The 19,549-nt window shown below is 58.1% G+C and carries 18 protein-coding genes and 2 pseudogenes; 9 read left to right on the top strand and 11 right to left on the bottom strand.

Annotation, left to right across the window (positions count from 1 at the left end):
• Nucleotides 1-259: 259 nt before the first annotated feature.
• Nucleotides 260-499 (bottom strand): annotated as a pseudogene (locus AWB74_RS40545) (tyrosine-type recombinase/integrase); the annotation flags it as partial.
• A gap of 285 nt (nt 500-784) precedes the next feature.
• Here AWB74_RS40545 and AWB74_RS46090 point away from each other — a divergent pair.
• The 3 genes from AWB74_RS46090 (at nt 785) to AWB74_RS40525 (ending at nt 3,148) form a co-directional block, all read left to right on the top strand.
• Nucleotides 785-1,582, top strand: coding sequence for a hypothetical protein (locus tag AWB74_RS46090; protein WP_061152173.1), 798 nt, complete (start codon nt 785-787; stop codon nt 1,580-1,582).
• Between the two features lie 75 nt (nt 1,583-1,657).
• Nucleotides 1,658-2,245: a hypothetical protein gene (locus AWB74_RS46085; RefSeq protein ID WP_143749449.1), complete on the top strand. Its 588-nt coding sequence runs from the start codon at nt 1,658-1,660 to the stop codon at nt 2,243-2,245.
• 171 nt (nt 2,246-2,416) lie between these two features.
• Nucleotides 2,417-3,148, top strand: coding sequence for a type 2 periplasmic-binding domain-containing protein (locus AWB74_RS40525; protein ID WP_235024885.1), 732 nt, complete (start codon nt 2,417-2,419; stop codon nt 3,146-3,148).
• A gap of 168 nt (nt 3,149-3,316) precedes the next feature.
• Here AWB74_RS40525 and AWB74_RS40520 read toward each other — a convergent pair whose 3' ends face one another.
• Both AWB74_RS40520 and AWB74_RS46650 read right to left on the bottom strand, forming a co-directional pair.
• Nucleotides 3,317-3,658 carry a BON domain-containing protein gene (locus AWB74_RS40520; RefSeq protein ID WP_061152171.1) on the bottom strand — a complete coding sequence of 114 codons (342 nt, stop codon included), beginning with the start codon at nt 3,656-3,658 and terminating at the stop codon, nt 3,317-3,319.
• A gap of 308 nt (nt 3,659-3,966) precedes the next feature.
• Nucleotides 3,967-4,116 carry a hypothetical protein gene (locus AWB74_RS46650; RefSeq protein ID WP_160110374.1) on the bottom strand — a complete coding sequence of 50 codons (150 nt, stop codon included), beginning with the start codon at nt 4,114-4,116 and terminating at the stop codon, nt 3,967-3,969.
• An 844-nt stretch (nt 4,117-4,960) separates the two neighbouring features.
• Here AWB74_RS46650 and AWB74_RS40515 point away from each other — a divergent pair.
• A complete protein-coding gene (locus AWB74_RS40515; RefSeq protein ID WP_061152170.1) occupies nt 4,961-5,779 on the top strand; it encodes a dienelactone hydrolase family protein in 819 nt (272 codons plus the stop codon).
• A gap of 468 nt (nt 5,780-6,247) precedes the next feature.
• Here AWB74_RS40515 and AWB74_RS49090 read toward each other — a convergent pair.
• Nucleotides 6,248-6,725 (bottom strand): annotated as a pseudogene (locus tag AWB74_RS49090) (IS5/IS1182 family transposase); the annotation flags it as partial.
• Nucleotides 6,726-6,882: 157 nt separating this feature from the next.
• Between AWB74_RS49090 and AWB74_RS40505 the strand changes: the two are divergent.
• Nucleotides 6,883-7,161: a hypothetical protein gene (locus AWB74_RS40505; protein WP_061152169.1), complete on the top strand. Its 279-nt coding sequence runs from the start codon at nt 6,883-6,885 to the stop codon at nt 7,159-7,161.
• A gap of 261 nt (nt 7,162-7,422) precedes the next feature.
• Here the strand turns inward: AWB74_RS40505 and AWB74_RS40500 are convergent, their stop codons facing one another.
• Nucleotides 7,423-7,680, bottom strand: coding sequence for a DUF4148 domain-containing protein (locus tag AWB74_RS40500; RefSeq protein ID WP_061152168.1), 258 nt, complete (start codon nt 7,678-7,680; stop codon nt 7,423-7,425).
• Nucleotides 7,681-7,817: 137 nt separating this feature from the next.
• Complete coding sequence (locus AWB74_RS40495; protein WP_235024884.1) at nt 7,818-8,765, bottom strand: LysR family transcriptional regulator; 948 nt, start codon at nt 8,763-8,765, stop codon at nt 7,818-7,820.
• 178 nt (nt 8,766-8,943) lie between these two features.
• Between AWB74_RS40495 and AWB74_RS40490 the strand changes: the two genes are divergently transcribed.
• From AWB74_RS40490 to AWB74_RS40480, 3 genes are all read left to right on the top strand, one after another.
• Nucleotides 8,944-9,867 carry a dihydrodipicolinate synthase family protein gene (locus AWB74_RS40490; RefSeq protein ID WP_061152167.1) on the top strand — a complete coding sequence of 308 codons (924 nt, stop codon included), beginning with the start codon at nt 8,944-8,946 and terminating at the stop codon, nt 9,865-9,867.
• Nucleotides 9,868-10,106: 239 nt separating this feature from the next.
• Nucleotides 10,107-11,549 carry an MFS transporter gene (locus tag AWB74_RS40485; protein ID WP_061152166.1) on the top strand — a complete coding sequence of 481 codons (1,443 nt, stop codon included), beginning with the start codon at nt 10,107-10,109 and terminating at the stop codon, nt 11,547-11,549.
• Between the two features lie 188 nt (nt 11,550-11,737).
• The gene (locus AWB74_RS40480; protein ID WP_061152177.1) at nt 11,738-12,811 is read left to right on the top strand and encodes a porin; all 1,074 of its coding nucleotides are present in this window, start codon (nt 11,738-11,740) and stop codon (nt 12,809-12,811) included.
• Nucleotides 12,812-13,452: 641 nt separating this feature from the next.
• On the opposite strand, the gene AWB74_RS40475 is transcribed toward AWB74_RS40480, so the two are convergent.
• From AWB74_RS40475 to AWB74_RS40460, 4 genes are all read right to left on the bottom strand, one after another.
• Complete coding sequence (locus AWB74_RS40475; RefSeq protein ID WP_061152165.1) at nt 13,453-14,367, bottom strand: intradiol ring-cleavage dioxygenase; 915 nt, start codon at nt 14,365-14,367, stop codon at nt 13,453-13,455.
• A gap of 311 nt (nt 14,368-14,678) precedes the next feature.
• Nucleotides 14,679-15,680 carry a PDR/VanB family oxidoreductase gene (locus AWB74_RS40470; protein ID WP_235024883.1) on the bottom strand — a complete coding sequence of 334 codons (1,002 nt, stop codon included), beginning with the start codon at nt 15,678-15,680 and terminating at the stop codon, nt 14,679-14,681.
• A gap of 122 nt (nt 15,681-15,802) precedes the next feature.
• Entirely contained in the window at nt 15,803-16,294 is a 492-nt protein-coding gene (locus AWB74_RS40465) for an aromatic-ring-hydroxylating dioxygenase subunit beta (protein WP_407642535.1), read from the bottom strand.
• Nucleotides 16,294-17,565 (bottom strand): aromatic ring-hydroxylating oxygenase subunit alpha, encoded by a 1,272-nt coding sequence (locus AWB74_RS40460; protein WP_061152163.1) that lies wholly within the window; start codon nt 17,563-17,565, stop codon nt 16,294-16,296. The genes AWB74_RS40465 and AWB74_RS40460 overlap by 1 nt, the downstream gene beginning before the upstream one ends.
• Before the next feature lie 102 nt (nt 17,566-17,667).
• Here AWB74_RS40460 and AWB74_RS40455 point away from each other — a divergent pair, with 102 nt between their 5' ends.
• Nucleotides 17,668-18,588, top strand: coding sequence for a LysR family transcriptional regulator (locus tag AWB74_RS40455; RefSeq protein ID WP_061152175.1), 921 nt, complete (start codon nt 17,668-17,670; stop codon nt 18,586-18,588).
• Between the two features lie 24 nt (nt 18,589-18,612).
• Here AWB74_RS40455 and AWB74_RS40450 read toward each other — a convergent pair whose 3' ends face one another.
• Nucleotides 18,613-19,485, bottom strand: a complete 873-nt coding sequence (locus AWB74_RS40450) for a LysR family transcriptional regulator (RefSeq protein ID WP_160110373.1) — start codon at nt 19,483-19,485, stop codon at nt 18,613-18,615.
• Between the last annotated feature and the right edge of the window lie 64 nt (nt 19,486-19,549).

The raw sequence follows: 19,549 nt of genomic DNA, 5'->3' as shown, positions 1-19,549 counted from the left end.
ACCGGAGACAGAGGTCCCTTTCAACGCAAAGCAACTAATCGTCTTTGCTTTTCATCGCATTCGAAAGCTCCGCCAACATCCGCGACCAGTGGAAGGACGCGAAACAACGCAATCAGCTATCCGATGCTTTTCGTCGGTCTCTCGGTGGCGTCGGTCATCATCGATGTGCAGGTAGAGGCTGGTCGTCGTGAGCGACGCGTGCCCGAGATTATCGCGCACGAGGCGCAAGTCGACTTGTTGATCCGCCATATGTGATCCGCGGATCGGCCAGAAACCGCTGATAGCGCAGGCAGTCCTCGTGCGTGAGTGAGGACAGCGGCTTGCCGAGCATGACGACGGACCAGAGTACGAGCCGCTCGGCTTCTTTTCGATAGTTCTCGAAGGTGGTCTTGGTGTCGACGAAACGCGACAGCCACGCCCGAATCGCATCGAGGTCGTTCTCGGCGGCGATCTGTCCGCGTCCTGTGAACGCGCGGTTCAGCCCCACGCTGCCATCCATCTCGGACGGAATCACGAGCCTTTCCAGCGGCGTCGGCTGGAGTGCGACTGGGATCGAAGGGGGCAGGGCGGGCTTCAAGGTCACCTCGCGTTGGTGAGAGTGAACCAAACCGTGGGAGGCCTTTCCGTCGACTTGACCACCGTCATGGAAGCCGTGACGACGTGTACTCGACCGGATTCGGCGCTTGAAACCTGCGAAGTTCCGACGAAAAGTATTTAGTGAGCCCGCCCGGCGCGCTGGCCGTTTCAACTACGCTGGCGACGTTGCCAACCGATCGGAGGTGCTATGCGACTGATCATTGAGGCCCGCGTAGAGGGCGGGGAAGCGCGTGCGACTGATGCGAGGGTTGTTGCCATGGTGGAACGAAAAGACCGCAGCCTCGCCGACCTGGGGCTCACACTTGCCGAAGGTCGTGCCTTGCTCGCCGAGGTTCAGGCGTTTCTTGTGCCGGAGCAGACTGGGGAATGGATGCAGAGCCGCATGGCTTGTCACCGGTGCGGCTCGATGCTGGCCCACAAGGACGCCCGATCGATCGTGCTGCGAACCGTGTTTGGCAAGGTCGACGTGCCGAGTCCGAGGCTGTGGGCGTGCGGCTGTGCGGCAGAGCAAGGGCAACCGCGCCGCTCTTTCAGCCCGCTGTGCAAGGCCGTTCACCAGCGTGTGACGCCGGAATTGGAGTACCTGCAGGCCAAGTGGGCTGCTCATCTACCGTACCGTCAGGCCACTGAGCTGCTTCGAGAGATCCTTCCATTGGACAAAGGGATTTCTTTCGGTAGTAACCGCCGTCGAGTACTCGCCGTCGGCAGCGCGTTGGACGCGCAGATCAACTGCGATATCGCGTCTGGACCAAAGCCGGTCAGCGGAGAACAGGTTCGCGAATCGACCACCGTCGGCTGCGTGAGCGTCGACTCGGCGTGGCTGAGCTTCAGCAGCAGTCCCAAGAGTCGCAAGGCCGCGCGCGACCTTGCGGAGCTTAAATCGCCTTGGTCGCAGAACCTGCCGCGGGATCGACATGTCAACATCGTTGCGGGGCGTGCAACTCTCGCTGATCGGGCCCCCGCGTCTCTACGCGTACGTGCATAAGCTGGTGCCAACGGCGCCCGCGCGGCTGGACCAATTCTTCTTGCAAGCGGCGTGGCTCCGGACGAACGAGTCACCGTGATCAGCGATGACGCTGGCGAATTCGGCAAGGCTGTGGACGGCAGCCAGCTCGCCAGGGGAAGGATCCTGGACTGGTTTCACATCGCGATGAAGTTCAAGACTGCCAAGAACTCGGTGTTTGGAAGCCAGACGGTGGAGCCTCACGAGCGAATCGCTATCGAGACAGAGATCGATCACGCGAAGTGGCTGGTTTGGCACGGAAAGGGCAGGCAATCGGTGTCTCGCGTTAGGGCCCTGGATGCCACGCTGTTGGCGAAGGAAGGCTACGAATACTCGAGGTTGTACTGGAACCTGCGTCGCTTGTACTTCTACATCGAGAACAACGCCGGTACGCTCGTGAACTATGGCATGCGTTATCGCAAGGGACTACCGATCAGTAGCAGCATTGCCGAGTCCGCGGTGAATCTGGTGGTCAGCCATCGCATGGCGCAGAAGCAGCAAATGCGATGGACGGACGAGGGGGTGCACTGTCTGGCACAGGTCAGAGTCGCTGTCCTCAACGACGAACTTTCGGTTGAGAAACTCGCCGAGTTGACCATGACCTCTGCAATTGCAAATTCGACGAGTGCGCGCCGAGCGGCGTGAATTGACCTCACACGGCTTGGTTCACTCTCCAAACGGTGACAGATTTATTGTTATCTACGAGAATGCCAAGAGAAAATGCAGAATACTTGCTCACTGGCAGCGGGCGAAGCTGACATCCTTAATCTGGCTCAGTCGCGTCGGTGAACCTGAAAGAAGATCGCGGCGTGTGGCTTGACTCGATCGCTCACACTGACAGCCGAAGGTGAAGCGTTCGTCCGCTTTGCCAAGTCAATGGCGGATGCGGAGTCCGGTGCGCGCGTCGAGCTTAGGCCGTTGCCGGAAAAGACGTCAGGACTGCTTCGTATGACAGCGCCAAGCGGGTTCAGACAATCGGTCGCACCGCCCATGCTTGCGAGTTTGCTCAAAGCCAATCCAGAGCTTCGCATCGACTTCGATATTCCGATCATCAGATTGGTATCGTCGGACAGGGGCTCGACGCAGCCTTGCGGATCGCGCCGCTGGGGGACTCCGAACTGGTGGGAAGAAGTCACTTCGAATGCTCGCCTCGTTTGCGCCGCACAGGGCTATCTCAAGAAACACGGACGACCGTTGAGGGCCGCCGATCTGGACAGCCATGCCAGTATCCGATTGGGCGCAGTGCGACGATGGCCGCTGATCGTCGACGGAGCGTTGATCCGCAAGCGCGTGGATGCCTACGTCACCACGACCGGTGTCGAAGCGGAGCGTTGCTGTGCAAGGTCTTGGACTTGCGTCGTTGACGTATTGGAATGTGTTCGGGCAATAAGCCGACACCGCGCTGGTGCAGATCGATTTGGAGGATGCGGCGATGTAGGATTTGTCGGTCTAGGCGGGATGCCGAGCAGGCGCTACGTGCCAAACAGGGCGAATGTCTTCCTTTACGCGTTTCGAAATCAGCTCGTCGAATCCAGCGAGAGGCATTGACACTCCGTGGAACGGCGTCCTTACCTTGCGGCTGCAGCCGGCGGATGCAACACGACAAATTGCCAATTCCGTCGACGGCGGCTGTCGAACCACAAGCAAGCCCAACAGCCCGCGTCGTTCACGGAGCGGTAACGTGCGTGCGACAAATTGGCCACGTTGAAGCCGATTTCAATGGCCGGCTTCTTCCACCGTCAGATTGTTGGTAACCGACGACACGCCGGGTACGCCTTCGGCTATTTTCCCCGCGAGATCTATCTGCTTCTGATCGGGCGCCATCCCGACCAGCGTAACCTTGCCGCTGCGAGCGACAGCGTGAATATCGGCCGATTCCAAACCTTTTTGCTTGTACAGCGTGGTCTGAACCTGCTTCGCGAGTTGCCGATTTGCTGCTTTGGCGGATGATTTCGAGGAAGTCGCTACGGCTGTCTCTTGCGCACCAACAACGGGCACGGTCGCGATGATCGCGCCGATGGAAATCGCCGCGGCAAGGAAGATGTTCGTGGATGTCATTTCTTTTCCTCAGGTGAAAGTAGTAAAACTGGAGGAGAAACGCAAAGAACACCGGTCAACCGCGCCTACGGAAAACTGCGCAAACCGGTAGTCGTGACCTGCGGCACTGCATCTACATTGTAAGCATGGAGGCGCTATCTTTGCGGCGTTAGAATTTCTTCTACTGCTCAGTTCGTGGTGCAAACATCCGCGTTCAGCCGTGCTACTCAGAATGTAGTGCGCGGAGACAACGCTGTGCGCGTCGAGACGGCAAAAAAGGGCGGCGTTGAAGGGTTGCCCTGCCCCTAGGAGGCCGCGTGCGTGATGCGCTAACCAACAGCCGCCTGGAAACGTCGCGCCGGTTTTTTTGCCAGCTTGCCCATCCGCGACTCGTTTGGAAATATCCGCCCAAAGACTTCTCCCGATGAAAGCGGCGTGATGCCGATACCCGTATCCCATCGGTCGGTGTAGCCGTTCATCGAGTCGCACCCAAGCACGACACTACCCGACGAGGTGTTATTGATCACATTCGATCGAGATGCGATCCAAGTGACCTCTGCGATCCGACTGGCCCACAAATCACCGACGCGGGCGCGACCGTAGACCAAATCAAAGTTGTCACTTCGCGGACCCGACGCATCGGCGCATACCGAAAGCGCGTAAATTCAAGAGTTTGCAGAAAGCAAATTAACGTTGTCACCGGCTTTGCGGGGGAAAGAGTCAACAGGGCCGCACATTGGCGGCTCACGTTCGATGGCGTTGCCTGAGATGCTGTTGAAATAGCACAAGCTTAGTATCAGTCAACCGCTCGGCAACGTCGTTCGTGCAGCGTAAGCTGCATGCACACGAAGAATCGTGTCAACCAATGACCGCCGATATGGTCGTTTTGCCAAGCTGGAAACGTAGTGGTCCGTCTTACCGAAGATTCGCTCGGGCGCGCGCGGCTTGATCCCGCGCTGGTGCCAGCGCGACATGCCGAGTCCCCGAAACACGGGCGCGGATGACTGAACCACTCCCATAGCCGCCGTCGAATGCCCGACCGCAGGGTGATTTCGCCATAAATGACGAGACTGTAGTCGATAAATAGTTCCTCGCCGACGTTGATCGCCGTGAGCGAATGGATGAAGTCCAGTGGCTATGGCCCGCCGTGGCCGATTGTGCCAGCAATTCGCAATTTTGTGCCAAGTGACGACGTGTCCATGGACGCCACTTAACCGATATTTACCCTTTTCGAACACGCCTGCACTATATTAATTGCAGCCCGTTAGGTAAGAGTTCGAAGCGCGCAAGCTCGGGCGCGCAATCGGCATAAAGGAGTTGTGCATGAATACGCGCGATGTCAGTGTCGATGATCCCTTGGACGATTTTTCAACCTGGCAGTTTGAGTTTGAGGGTGACAGCAAGAAAGTGTATCTGGCGGGTGCAGGACCTGCGGTTATTGTAATGCCGGAAGTGCCGGGCATTAGTCCCCCTGTCGCCCGTTTTGCCCGTTGGGTCAGGGATGCAGGGTTCCGCGTATATATGCCCTCATTGTTTGGCCGCGATGGGGCGGTGGTTGACGCCGACGAAGGGGCAGCGGTACTGCAACGCCTCTGCATTAGCGCCGAGTTCAGCGCTATGCAATCCGGGCGCTCAAGCAAGGTGACGCACTGGGTACGCGCGTTGGCTAGACACGCGCACGCAGAATGCGGCGGGCCGGGCGTTGGTGCGGTCGGCATGTGCTTCACGGGAAATTTCGCGTTGACGATGATGCTTGACTCAGCGCTGATTGCGCCCGTGTTGGCGCAGCCGGCCTTGCCGCTCAACGACCCAGGTGGTTTGGAAATTTCGCCTGAAGAATTGAGCCAGGTGCGTTCCAGACTGGATCGGGAAGGCCTGAAAGTAGTTGGGTTGCGTTTCCGTGACGACCCGCTGTGTACTGCTGCCAGGTTTACTGCTTACCAGAACGCATTGGGCGAGCATTTTGAAGGCATCGTGCTGCCGGACGAGGTGGCGAATAAGGATGTCGCGCCATTCGTGGCCAAGCATGTGCCATCGCCTCATAGCGTACTCACGCAGAATTTGATTGACAAAGAGGGAGAGCCGACCCTCAAAGTCCGCGATCAGGTGCTTGAGTTTTTGAAACAGCGTCTCCAGGCGTGACCCTATAGACCATCTGCATCACTTTATCGGCCTCGTTCTGGGCCTTCGTTACTCTATTTCGGACGCCGGACGCCGGACGCCGGACGCCGGACGCCGGACGCCTCCGCAGCCGTGGTCGCCTTTCCCTCCCGTCGCGCCCTTGGCGGGCTTCGTTGGCGTCGGTCTGGGCGGGGCGTTGTCCTCGTCGGCTGAGGCCGCGCCCTTAGAGTAGTTGCCAAGCATGCGAATGCGGCAGCTGATATGAACCTTCGATGGTGCCGATATCGTGGCCCGTGAACGTTCCCAACTGCCTCCCTGAAACTGGCCGAAGCGGTTCAAGTATTCATATACTTACCTGGAATTCTGCGCACGAGAGACCGTCCGCGAGAATGAGGGACGCTGACAGACAGAGGATGGGCGCGGCGTCCCATGCATGCTTAATTTTAGTCGTCTCAGAGGCAACCGGACGCGCGCATTGGTGAATGTGCCGATGAATCTGCCATGATGTTTCGCGCCTGAAGTCGTGGGGTTCGGCAGCATGACCGCAATTCGCGCGTCTGCGCACTCGTTGATCTGAAGCCTGCTATAACAGCCACGATCAGCGACTGCCCGCAGACTTGCCTGCCCATCGTATCGCGCGCAGCTTTCGCAATAGGACTGAGCTGCGCGAGGTCACTTCCAGAGTTTGTAACCTTGTGACCTACGATGAGGTACTGTCTGGCGTCAACGGCCACTTGTACGTTGTAGCCCGCCATTCCCGATCCTTTAATGCGCGTCGGCATGTGGAACGCGCGTCGGGATCGGTCACCGAGAGTTGTCCATCAGGTTCTGTCTCGCGTCGCTCCTTTATCTGGTCGAGGCTGCGCATCTGCTCTCGCAAGCGCGCGATCTTGTCCTGCAAGCGGGTTGTCTTTGCTTCCAGTTCAGCCGGTTGCATACGATCGGCAGTCTCCAGCGCGTTCAGATAACCTAATCTCATTTCCTGGCACCGTCGCACGGCTCAAGTTTCCCGCGCGCAATTTTGAGCGTCGTCTTTAGGATTCGATCGAAGCGCACCTTGCGAGGGCGCGCGCGGAAACGGATCGCCGCATCCGGCGCACGCGACGTGCAGGTGCACAACGCACATGTGCGCACGCGCCGCAACAGGGGTGCTGGATATCGTTGGGCAATTCGTCAAATCGACGAGCGATCCGTCCGGCGAGAACGCGCCCGACGCGGAAACCACGGCGTGCGCGCTCTTCGCTCTGTACCGCAAACGGCGCATCGCTGATACATTCGATACGTTCGTCAATGTGACGCTGCCCGCCGCCGCGCTCAAAGAATGGCGGCTCAACGATGTTGTGAGCATCATGGGCAAGAACGGCGCTCAGACCATACGCCTGAAGTTCGGAAACGTGCCGTGAAGCGGATGGATTCCCACGCAATGGCCGAGGCGGCGCATCGGGCATCCAGCGACCCTGTCTTCATCTTCGGCAATCGGCCAGCAAGGGACGCTCGCGCCTTTCACCATCGTGACGTTCGAACGGCAGTTTGTCTCCGGAAAGCGTCGCTCCATCAGTGGGTATCACCCCCTGCGAGAGATCCTCGTCCCTCGTTCTGCCGCGGGCCGAATTCGGCCAGCCGACACGATGCATGCCGGCGCTTCGGCCAGAGAACGGTAAAAATTAGTGTTGCTGTGTGCCGGGTTGAATCGCGGCCTGGCGCTGCGATGAGACTCGCTCAGCCTGCAATCGCGCTTCAGCTTTTTGTAGCCTGCCCGGATAGTCCACATCAACAGACAGCGGGTTGTAGCCGGCTTGTTCGAGATTGGCGAGTTCGGCGCGTAATTGTGCGCGCGTAAGTGGCGCATCGGTTTGAGCGAACGAAGCAGTGGGAGAAGAGGCGAGCAAGGCGAGTGCAGCCGTCACGAAAATCTGTTTCATCACATACCTACTTTGGGCGTCGAGCCATCTGAAATGCTGCTGGAAGCCTCAAAGTATATGCGCCTAAATCTAGGTATTTACCCGCATTCGAACAACAATACATTGCTAAATGCACAATTCTGCGTCTGTGATAGCTCTCAAATGGACCGCAGGAAGGCAGTGGACACGCCCAGACGAAGGTCTGAGGAGAGGTTACGCGACCGTGCGATTTCTTTGGTGAGTTGCATGACCGTGCGGCACGCAAGCGTCAGTTCGCCGTGGGGTGACATGGCCAGCGCAATGAAGCGCGGCACGGACGGCTCAACCACCATTGACGCCTGCAACCGGCATTCCTTTTCAAGATTGGCAATCGCGTAAGGTCCGAGCAACCCATAGATGCCGCCATCGGCCACCATGTGGCCCTGCAGACTCAACGAGTCGGCTTCTGCCGCGAAATTCAGGGAGACCTGATGTTCACCGGCAATTTGTTCGAGCCGGTCGCGCCAGTTATTGGGGCGGCAGAAAAAGACGAGGGGAATCCCGTCGAGCTGGGAAAAAGCAATCGTGGGGTGCTCGGTCAAAGGGTCCCCTTGCGCGCCGACCAGGTAGGTCGCCGCCTCAACCAGATACTCGTCACCGTCTTTCGGTGTCGGGCTATTTCGAAAAAGGATGGCGAGGTCAACACTGCCGTTTTCCAACCACGTATCCAACAAAGCCCCCTGACCCTCGCGCACCTGTAATTGCACTAGGGGATAACGTTCTCGCAGACGATGGTAGAGCGTGCTGACCAGCGGATGAGCGGTGGAGGGCAAGATCCCGAGTCGGACCACGCCGATCGGCTCTCCGGCCGAACTACGAATGTCGTTGGATAACTGTTCCGTGCTGGCTAGCCACGTCCTGACGCGCGGGGTAATCCGGGCCCCCAGTTCGGTCAGCACGACCCCGCGCCCCGTCCGTTGAAACAGGCGACCGCCGCAGTACTGCTCCAGTTCAACAATCTGGCGGCTGATATGCGGCTGGCTAGTTCCGTACGCCACGGCCGCCTTGCTCAAGCTGCCAAGTTCTGCCGCGTCGATAAATAGTTTCCAAGCCGCGTAGTCCACCATCGAGCCCCAATGAGATATGTCGAATCAGTATAGCTGAAATGTGTGGCTAGGCGGTTCTCGCATGGGCCGTCCATCCCTACACTGCAACGCATGCACCGTTGTTCCAGCTTGACGCGAAACGAACAGCGGGCTCTCCTCTACGGAAAGAGGAGCCGAAAAGCTCACATTTGGAGACGTCATGAAAGCTATCGATCTTCGCGGTCTGGTCCCGGCACCGGTTACCCCTTTCACCCGCGACGGCGCGGTGGACCACGCAGCAATTCAACGACTGGGCTCCTGGCTCGGCAGCATCGAAGGCGTTAAAGGTCTGACGGTGCTCGGCCACGCTGGCGAAGGCACGTTCATGACGCAGAAAGAACAGGCTCAAGTCATCGAAAGCTTCGTGAAGTCCGTCGACGGCAAGATTCCGGTCATCGCCGGTATCACGCTCGAAGGCACGCAAGTCGCGGTTGACGAAGCGAAGCGCGCGGTCGAGGCCGGCGCATCGGCTGGTCTGGTGTATCCGTCGCACGGCTGGCTGCGTTTCGGCTACCAGAAAGGCGCGCCGCAAGACCGCTACCGCGCCATCCACGAAGGCAGCGGCCTGCCGCTGATCCTGTTCCAGTACCCGGATGCCACCAAGGCGACGTACAACCTCGAAACGCAGTTGGAAATCGCCGCACAGCCGGGCGTGTTCGCGATGAAAAACGGCGTGCGCAACATGCGTCGCTGGGATGTTGAAATCCCCATCATCCGTCGCGAACGTCCGGAATTGCAAATCCTGACCTGCCACGACGAGTACCTGCTGCACACGATGTTCGACGTTGACGGCGCACTCGTCGGTTACGGCGGCTTGGCTCCCGAGCCGCTCATCGAGCTGATCAAAGCAGGCAAGGCGAAAGACTACCAGGCCGCGCGCGCGATCCATGATCGTCTGCTGCCGGTGACGCGCAACGTGTACCACCGTGGCTCGCACATGGAAGGCACTGTGGCACTCAAGCACGGTCTCGTGGCCCGCGGCATTCTCGAGCACGCGACGGTGCGCTCGCCGCTGCTGCCGCTCGCGGAAGGCGCGGACGTTGAAATCGCCGATGCACTGCGTTCGGCAGGCCTCGTCGACTGACGCGGAAGCGGCGCATTCATAGCCGTTATGACGATAGCGAAGCGCTGCCCTCGCTTCGCTATTCGCATTAAGCCGTCACGGCGACGCACGAACGCTTGTTTCGCGCGTCGTCCATAACAGGATCGGGAAACGACCAAACAAGCTCCGACATCGCGACCCAACAAGACAGAAACGCGATCGGTGCTTCAAAAAAAGAAGACGTCCGAGGGCCCATAAAATGCAGCTTTTCAGGAGACAGCATGAACACCCCTTTGACCGCTTATGGCGTCGGCGTTGGTCAATCCGAGAGCGCAACGCGCACCACGAGCGAGCAGCTGCGCGCTGCTAATCTGCTGTTCCGCATTGAGAACGTGCCGTTTTGCAAGTGGCACACCAAGGCACGGATCGTCATGGGCAGCGCGACCCTCTTTGACGCATTCGATGCACTTTCGCTTGCTTTTGTCCTGCCGGTGCTGGTGGGTCTTTGGCATCTTTCTCCCGGTCAGATCGGCGTGCTGATCGCCGCAGGCTATCTCGGGCAAGTCGTAGGCGCGTTGGTGTTCGGCTGGCTTGCTGAGCGCATCGGTCGCGTGCCGAGTGCGACGGTGACGGTTGGCGTGATGTCAGCCATGAGCGTGGTATGTGCCTTCACGGGCAGCTTCCATATGCTGTTTTTGATGCGCTTTCTGCAAGGCATCGGCGTCGGGGGAGAAGTGCCAGTAGCGGCCACGTACATCAACGAGCTGTCGCAAGCGCACGGCCGAGGACGTTTCTTTATTCTGTACGAACTCATTTTCCCGCTGGGTCTCCTTGCGGCAGCGCAGCTCGGTGCGTTCATCGTCCCGCGCTTCGGTTGGGAATATATGTTCCTCATCGGGGGGATTCCCGGCATCATCGTCGCGATCCTAATCGCACGTCTTCCCGAATCGCCGCGCTGGCTCATTTTACGTGGACGTTTCGACAAGGCCGAACGCATCATCGAGCGGCTGGAGGCGAGCACCACGAAACGCAACCTCGACACACAGACGCAGAAAGCCGAGATCGACGAGCGCGTGGTGGGCCTTCTGAACGGCGTCCAGTCGAAGCAGAAGGGATCGTGGAAGGAACTCTTTTCGCCGTTCTACCGGGGCCGCACCATTGTCGTGTGGTTGCTCTGGGCGACCTCTTACTTCGTCGCAAACGGCATCAACAACTGGTTGCCCAGCCTCTACAAGACGGTCTACCACCTGCCGCTGCAAGAATCGCTTCACATGGCGTCGATCTCGAACGTCTTGAGTACGTGTGGCGTGCTTGCTTGCGCGTTGCTGATTGATCGAGTGGGGCGTCGCCGCTGGGCAATGGCTTGCTTCATCATCAGCGGGCTCCTGCTCGCCGCCTTGGGCCTCCATGGCGCTGGCAGTGCGTGGTCAGTGATGTTCCTGGGGTCGTCAGCCTACGCTGCGATGGCAACCACAACGGTTCTGCTGTACCTCTACACCCCTGAAATCTACCCGACCCGGATGCGCGCTATCGGTACTGGTCTCGCGACGTCGTGGCTGCGGGCCGCTTCTGCTGCCGCGCCAGCGATTGTCGGCGTCGTATTGACCGGGAAAGGCATCGCTGCTGTATTCATCCTGTTTGCCGTGGTCAGCGCAGTGGGCTTCATCGTCGCCTCCAGAATGGTGGAAACGACGAATCGCGCGCTCGAAGAGATTTCCCCGTAACCGCTCGCATCCCTTGTAGCTCCTTCCCTGATATTGACTCAAGGGAAGGAGCCTCCTGGCTCGCAACACCTCTGATTTCAGCGCGACAGGTTCGCAGAAAGCGACAACGCTGCAGGACGGTCCGTTCGTAGTCCTGATCGGGATGCCGGTGGAGATCGCATAGAAAAAGATGAATGGAGACAACCGAAATGAAAAAGGCACAACGGGTCATGGCCCGCGCTTCGATACGGAACGTTGCTGGCACACTTGGCGTAGCAGCGATGCTAAGCTCGGGCCTCGCATTGACTTCTGCCGGCGCGCGCGCAGATAGTGGTTCCCAAGTCCAATTGTATGGGATCGTCGGCACCTATATCGGCAGTGTCAAACGCAGTGACACGCCTCAATCCACGGTACTCATGGGCAGCGGCGGATTGACCACTTCATTCTGGGGAATGCGCGGCAAAGAAGATCTGGGCGGCGGCGTTAGCGCCATCTTCGCCCTTGAGAGCTTCTTCCAGCCTCAAAACGGCGCGCAGGGCCGCAATGCGACGGACCCGTTCTTTTCACGCAATGCGTACGTGGGCTTTCAAGGCGACTTCGGTCAATTGACGTTCGGGCGCCACAGAAATCCGACGTATACGGCCGAATCCCTCATCAATCCGTTCAGTTCGTCGACGGTTTTTTCTCCGCTCGTCCTTCAGACGTTCGTGACCAACTATGGCGGCACGATCATCGGCGATACGGTGTGGAATAACACTGCTAAGTACACGTCGCCAGACTTTAAAGGTTTCGGCGCAACAGTGATCTATGGTCTCGGTGGCGTTGCGGGTTCGCCCGGCGTCGGTAACCTCGGCGTTCACCTGAACTATCAAGGTCACGGCCTTACGGCTGTGCTCTCTGGCCAGCGTGTACGGTACACCGCAGCGGGGCCGGTCGGCGCGCAGTACGCCTACCTCGCGGGCGCAGCATACGACTTCAAGGTCGTGACGCTTTATGGCGCGTGGGCGATGACTAGTGACGTGAGTACGCCTACAGGCAGCCACACGTACGAGGCGGGTTTCTCGATCCCTTTCACCCCGGCCGATTTCCTGCTTGCTGAGTGGGCGCGGACGCAACGGTCGGGACCGACCCCTGCGACCAACGGCTTTCGCAATACGGCGTCGCTCGGTTACGACCACTTTCTCTCGAAGCGCACAGACATCTACGCAATTTACACTTACGACAAGCTGAGCGCTCGCCCCACCGGCAACACCTTTGCGGTTGGCGTTCGACACACGTTCTAGTTTCGGCGCGGTCGAGTGAGCACTCCTCGATCGGAGCCAGTGGACGATTCCCGCGGGTTCCCGAAGCATCCCACTGACAGGAAAGCGCCTTGATGAGCCTGCACCGAGATGGCGGGTGCTCGATCGGCACTAACTCTGCCGCCAGTGGCGGTGGGGCCATCGGAATGGGCCGTTCTGGCTAGATGAGGCAGACTGGCGGCTGAGGGTCACCCAATCCGACATTAGCGACGGAGTTGGGCTTGCACGACCGAAACGCGGATTCGTTCAACCGGTTCCCTCATGGCGCGGCGTGGAACAGTAGCGAAGGGAAGAACAACGATGTCAACAACGGGCTCGACAGTCGCGTTGCGAACATGTCTGACGCAGTGTTGTAAGTAGGCTCGCTACCTGCCTTGGTGCCGGGCCGCGGCAAAGCTCGGGACCTTCAGCGGGCGGCCAATTCGCACGTCGGCCCGGTGGCGGCCACTGCCAAATTTCAAAAAACAATTTGAGCTGAAGCGTGAGGACCCTCTTGGTCGAACAGCGGCTCTCAATTGCGCGCCCCGCGCGAACCGCTCGAGTTGGCGCGATTCGAACGAGGCAGACGTTTCAAAAAAGTTGGCCACGCTATAACAATCTAAAATGAGCGCATGGCATTGCGTTCAGCCGGCTGCCGAGACCGACGCGGATAACGATTCAGTCGCTTTGTCTGATTCGCTCAATACAAAATCATAGGCGACGGTATAGAAAGAGGTTTGTGAGACCGAGCCATCAGGCGTAACACCAGGATCATGATGCTTCCAGTCAACTATCAAGGAGGAGCGCACTCCGAAGACCGCGTCGGAGTCAATGTACTTATCCCCCGCCCGGAAAATGTGCGTGATCAACGGATCAAAGCCTTCAGCTCTGATCCAGAAATGGAGGTGCGCCGGTCGCCACGGGTGACGTCCCAGCGCGGCCAACATTTTACCTACTGGCCCGTCGTGAGGGATTGGATAGGCTTCCGCAAGTATCGATTTGAAGTGAAAGCTTCCGTCTGCTAACGTTTCGAGCCGGCCGCGCGCCTGCGGAACAATCAGCCCGTCGGGCGCGGGGCGTTGTACATCGTAGAAGCCATCTTCATCCGACTGCCAGACGTCAATGAGCGCCTCGGAAATACGCTGCCCGTTCGGACCTGATACGGTGCCCGATACAAAGCAGGGAGTGCCGAGAGCACCGTTTGCGATGTCGGCGCCATTATGGAATGTAGGCGGCTCTGCGACGTAGAATGGGCCCAAAAGGGTAGGTTCCGTACAGCCAGCTGGCTTGTGGTTGTTCTGCGAGGTCACCAGCATGGAGAGTCCGAGGGTATCTGACAACAACACGAATTCCTGTCGACGATCGTCGGAAATTTGACCTACCGACGTCAGAAACTCGATCGCAGCAAACCATTCCTCCTCGGAAAGTTGTATCTCCCTCGCAAAGTCGTGAAGATGCGATACGAGACTTGTCATTACGGCTTTGAGCCTCGCGTTTGACGTCTCCGACATTGACGCGAGGACGGCCTCTGTGATGCTGCGGTCGTTGATATCCTTCATTTCTCATCCTATCTCACTTTAGGGCGCTCAGATTCTGCGAGCGGCTCAGTTAGCTCAAAAGATGCGGCGGGACCGCATAACGAGCAAGCAGGGACCTGCGCGCCTTTTGACTTCGCCATGCAGACCTCGCGAACTGGATTCATCGGTAAGCCGGCGCTCTTAAAGACGATTCGATTAACACAACAAAGACGCAGACTGTTTCATCGTATCTTTTTCGGCCGACGATCTGGAGACCTCCTTGAGGGAGACCCAGGCCAGGGGTGCCCGCTAGGATTGAAAGTACAAACGTAGAGACTAGCAAGGCAACACAACTACAGGTCGAGAACGATCTCCGCTGAGCTTGCTCGTGACACGCAGCAACAGATCGCGTCGTTCCTAGCCTTTTCGGTTTTGGAAAGGCACTGATCTCGATGCTCGATGTCCCCGCCTAACACACCGACAATGCAGGTGCCGCAGATACCTTCTTCGCACGACGTTTCGATCTCTACGCCGATTTCCGACAGCGCCCGCACGATCGTCGTTCCTTCGGCCACCCTAACCGTTTGGCCGCTACTGGCGATCTTCACAGTGAAGCCCGCGTCCGACCGCTCTTCCGACGTGTTCGTCGGCGAAGCCTGGAAGCGCTCCAGATGGATCGAGTCAGGCGGCAAGCGTCGTTCGCCCGCCGCAACAACTTTGTCCATAAAGCCGTTCGGCCCACAGGTGTAGACATGGGTACCCGCCGCAATCGATGAAAAAGCGTCGTCCAATTCCTTCGCTACGGCGTCGCGGGAGACGCCGACGTGAAAGACCACATGGCCCCAGAAGGGCGGGCTTGAGAGGACTTTAGCAAAGGCAGCTTGGTCCAGAGACCTGACAAAGTAATGGATAACGAACGGTGAATTAACTGATGCCAAACGGTAGGCCATGCTCAAAAGCGGCGTGATTCCGATCCCCGCAGCAATCAAAAGGTGGAATTCTGCGGCATCGTGAAGCCGGAAGATGTTGCGAGGACGCCCGATTCGTAGCTCGGATCCGACGCTCAAGAATTCATGAAGGGACGACGACCCGCCACGGGATCCCACTTCACGTTTTACGGCGAAGAGATATGAATCTTCGCACGCAGGATCACCACAGAGTGAATACTGGCGTGTGAAGCCGGAGGGAGTGACCACGTCCACGTGAGCACCCGGCTCGTACTTCTCGAGAACATCGTCTCCTACGCTTCGAACGCGAAACAGCCGGATCTGATCAGCCTCGTTAATGATGCTGTCGACAACTACAAGTCGGGTTTGCTCAACATTAGCCATTTTTCCATGCACGGTCTCGTGCATCCCCAAGAAGACTGCATCATCGCTTTCGATATGCCGAATTAGATGTTGCTGCAGAGATTCGACACGCTTTCGAGGGTCGGTTGCCTCAGGCCGGCCGGCCGCCGCCGCATGGAGGCGCGCGCTTATAACAGAAAGCCGATTGCGTTAATCGGTTCCTTGCCGTTGATAAGTCTGACGACCTTGCGGTCTATCCGTGGCCCGCCGTCATCAAACACAATGCGATGCTCCAGATTCGCCGCGAAAATTAGGTCGGTCTTTCTCTTGTGCGCGATCAGAATCTGCGCGGAGGAGATTTCGACGACGGTGGAATTCTGGCTGGTCGTCAAAAATCGCGAAACCGTTCTGACAGTGGTTGCAGAATCAACGGCGGATACCGAGTAGCCACCGGTCATTCGCTGTGCCCGCTTTCGTCGCATCGCGCCGTCGTCGAATACGTAGTTCAATCGCGACTCAAAGTTGTCGCCCTCCGGATCGGTAGGAACAATGTAGAGCCCTTTGTCGGTCCACAGATCTAGCCACTGATCGTACTTCTTCGCATCGAGCAAGGCTGCCTCAGACCAGATAAGTGCTATCGCCGCGTCGACCACCGATGATTCCATCGTCTTGAAGTTCACTACTCCTCCATCACTTTCAGCCAGTGTGCATAGGCCGCGCGCATCGCGGTTTCGTCGGTCGCGTGCGCAACTCGCTCGCCATTCGACTCGACGGATTCACGGTTGAGCCCGCGGTTTAGAAGGATCGGAATATCAGGACCAGCTGCGGAGCCGCGTTGCACACGTTCCCACGCCTCAGCGTCATCTGGAGTACCGAAGCCAAACGGGCCTTGGAAATGCTCATGCATGCGAAGCCGTTCGCGATTGACTGCCTCCGGACCGCCGTCTAGCGCGAGTGCGATATGCCGAATCTCTGTCTTGTCGACCGCGACCGGCTGAAGGACACGGAAAAACGACATCGAGAGCGCGAGGTTCGGGAAGAGGTTCAAGTTAAATCCGACGCCCATCATGGATCGAATGATCCTGCGCACCTGTTCGGGTGTGCATTCATCTTCAATCGACTGCGCAAGCTCTGTGAAGCGCTCTTGAAGCGGGTCGCCGTTGTCGACATCAAGGTCAACGAGCTCCGGCATGAGCACGCACAAGCCGTGGCCATTACCAAGAGACCGCACCACCGCGCCGCTTTCGTTCGTCATAAAACTAGTGATCGTGTCCGCTGTCTCTTTGTCAACGGACTTGAGCCACGAGGAGTGCACCACCGGAAAGTGGTAGGTGTCGGTTGTGTTCTCCAGTTGGATCTTCCAGTTTCCATTGAACACGAATCGGTGTTCCCCATTGACGCGTAGCGGAAACCCGGCTCCTTGTTTCATGAAAAGATCAATCCAGGGTTTGGCTCCGCCCAGGAAATCGTCGAGGGGCTCAATGTCATGATTGAACGTTGCAAAGATGAGGCCCTGATAGACGCCAACCTTCAAGGCGAAAAGAGGCAGCTCGGATTTGTCCACCACGTCCTCGTATCCGTCGGCAAACGGCAGCGCTCGGAGCTTCCCGTCAAGGCCATAGCTCCAGCTATGGTAAGGGCACGTGAACGCTTTGGCGTTACCTTCGTGCTTCTCGCATACGGTGGCCCCGCGATGTCGACACCGGTTTTGGAAGACGTTGATCTGGTTGCTCTTGTCGCGCACGACGATGACTGGCTGGCGACCAATCATGGTTGTCCGGAAATCGCCCGCGTTCGGAATCTCACTTTCATGAGCGACCCACACCCACGTCCTATGGAAGATCCGATCCACTTCGGCATCAAAGATCGATTGGTCGGTATAGAGGGACGGTAAGAACCGGTCGGCCGCGACAAGTTCGCGCACGGGAAGAGCTTCGTTGGATTGACACATGGGACGCACCTTTTGGAAAGAGCATGTGCGCCATTCTCGTACTGGAATTTCTATAGGGCAAATTGATCTAAAATGGTTCGACTATCAGTGGGGCGGATGCCGATGATCGAGATTGAGGACGTTGACCTGAACTTGTTCCGCGTTTTTCAGGCGGTACTCAGGGATCGAAGTCTCACCCGCGCGGGAGAGCGCCTAAAGCTTTCGCAGCCAGCGGTGAGCTATTCCCTGGGGCGCCTAAGGGCTATCTTCAACGATCCCTTGTTTGTGCGCGGTCGGTCAGGCATGGAGCCGACTTTTAGGGCGCTCGCGTTGCAGCCTGTCGTCGACCAGGCACTTGACGCCGTACGCGAGGCCTTACGCACGACCGTCGAGTTCGATGCCGCAACCAGCTCGAGAACGTTTCGCATTCTCGTCTCGGACGCAGGCGAGATGGACTACATTCCTCGAATTTGGGGCCGCATGATGGCTGAGGCACCACGGTTGAAACTGTCCGTCGTCCCGATGTCAGTAGACATCGTTGAGGACGCGCTCAGGACGAATCGACTGGACTGCGCGATTGGGAACCTTCCGTCTCTCATGAGCAGCACGTCGCATCAGGTGCTGTTCGAGGAAAGCTACGTGTGTCTGACCCGGAAGCGCGCTGGACTACCGCGGTCGAAGGTGCTGTCAGTGCAGCAGTTTTCCGCCGGGGGACACGTTCGGGTGCGCTCCATAGAGCACAGTCATTTCAACTTGGACGAAACGTTGAGAAGCAAGGGAATCGGCCGTGAAGTGGTACTCGAGCTAGCACATTTTGCGGCACTTCCCGGCGTGCTTTCGATGAGCGACCTGTATGTCGTGCTGCCAAGGCGGCTCGCGCTGGCGTTCAATCGCAATGAGGATTTCCAGATGTTTGAAACGCCTGCCCGCCTGGGAACCGCCCCTGTCACAATGCACTGGCACGAATTCTACGACCGAGAACCGGGAAGCATGTGGTTTCGCGGCCTCGTCGCGGAGGTGATCCAAGAGCTATTGCCGACATAGGGGCATCTCTTGCTACGTTGCTCCTCATCGCTCATCAGCCGTGAGCAATCTTTGCACGAGAGCTGCCATCCATGCGATGCCTGGGTCTGAAGCAAAGCGACTATGCGTATGGACGCCAACCGCAATTTTCGGCATCGAGACCGGCAATGGCAACAGTCTGAAGGCCTCGTTCCTGTTCATTCCAATGGCAACGGCTTTCGGGACGATCAAGGCAAGATCTGTTCGAGCGACGACACCCGTCGCAACCGTGAAATGCGGTAGGGTTAGGGCTATATTGCGTCGCACACCGGCATTCTGCAGTGCATTTTCCGCCAGATTGTGTCCGGTGGAATTTCTGGTTTCTGCATGAACGTAGCGCAGACCGTTCATGTCATCAACGGTCAATTCGTCAACCGACAATGGATGCTCCTTGCGAACGAGGCAGATGAATTCGTCGTCGAAGAGGGCTTGCGAAACACATTCATCACTCAGACCCGGCAGGTATCCCAGAGCAATGTCGACTTCTCCGCTTTTCATGGCGGCGTTGAGGTCCGGCATAGACAGTTGACGGACCTCGACGTTCAATCTTGGCGCGATGTGTGCCAGTTCCTCCATCAACAACGGCAGTAGATGCTGCTCGACCATATCGGACATCGCCAATCTAAATGTGCGAGTCGCGAGTGCGGGTTCAAACGACGAATGGCTTTTCAACGCGTCAAAGATGACAGCCAATGCGTGATCGATTGGACCATGGAGTCGCATCGCAGCAGTGGTCGGGATCATCTCGGCGGAGGCCCTGACAAAAAGTGGGTCGTCGAAAATTTCCCGTAGCCGACGCAGCGCGTGACTGACGGCGGGTTGGCTTAGATGGAGCCGATCTGCCGCACCCGTCAAACTGCGCATTTCCCTGGCGGGCACCCAAACTCCCCCAGGGATGGGCACTTCAATTTCCCCCACCCGATGACCACCGGCTGAACTGCTG

This window comes from Caballeronia arvi (assembly GCF_001544695.2).
Classification (GTDB): Bacteria; Pseudomonadota; Gammaproteobacteria; order Burkholderiales; family Burkholderiaceae; genus Caballeronia; species Caballeronia arvi.
This window is presented reverse-complemented; position numbering and strand designations above follow the sequence as displayed.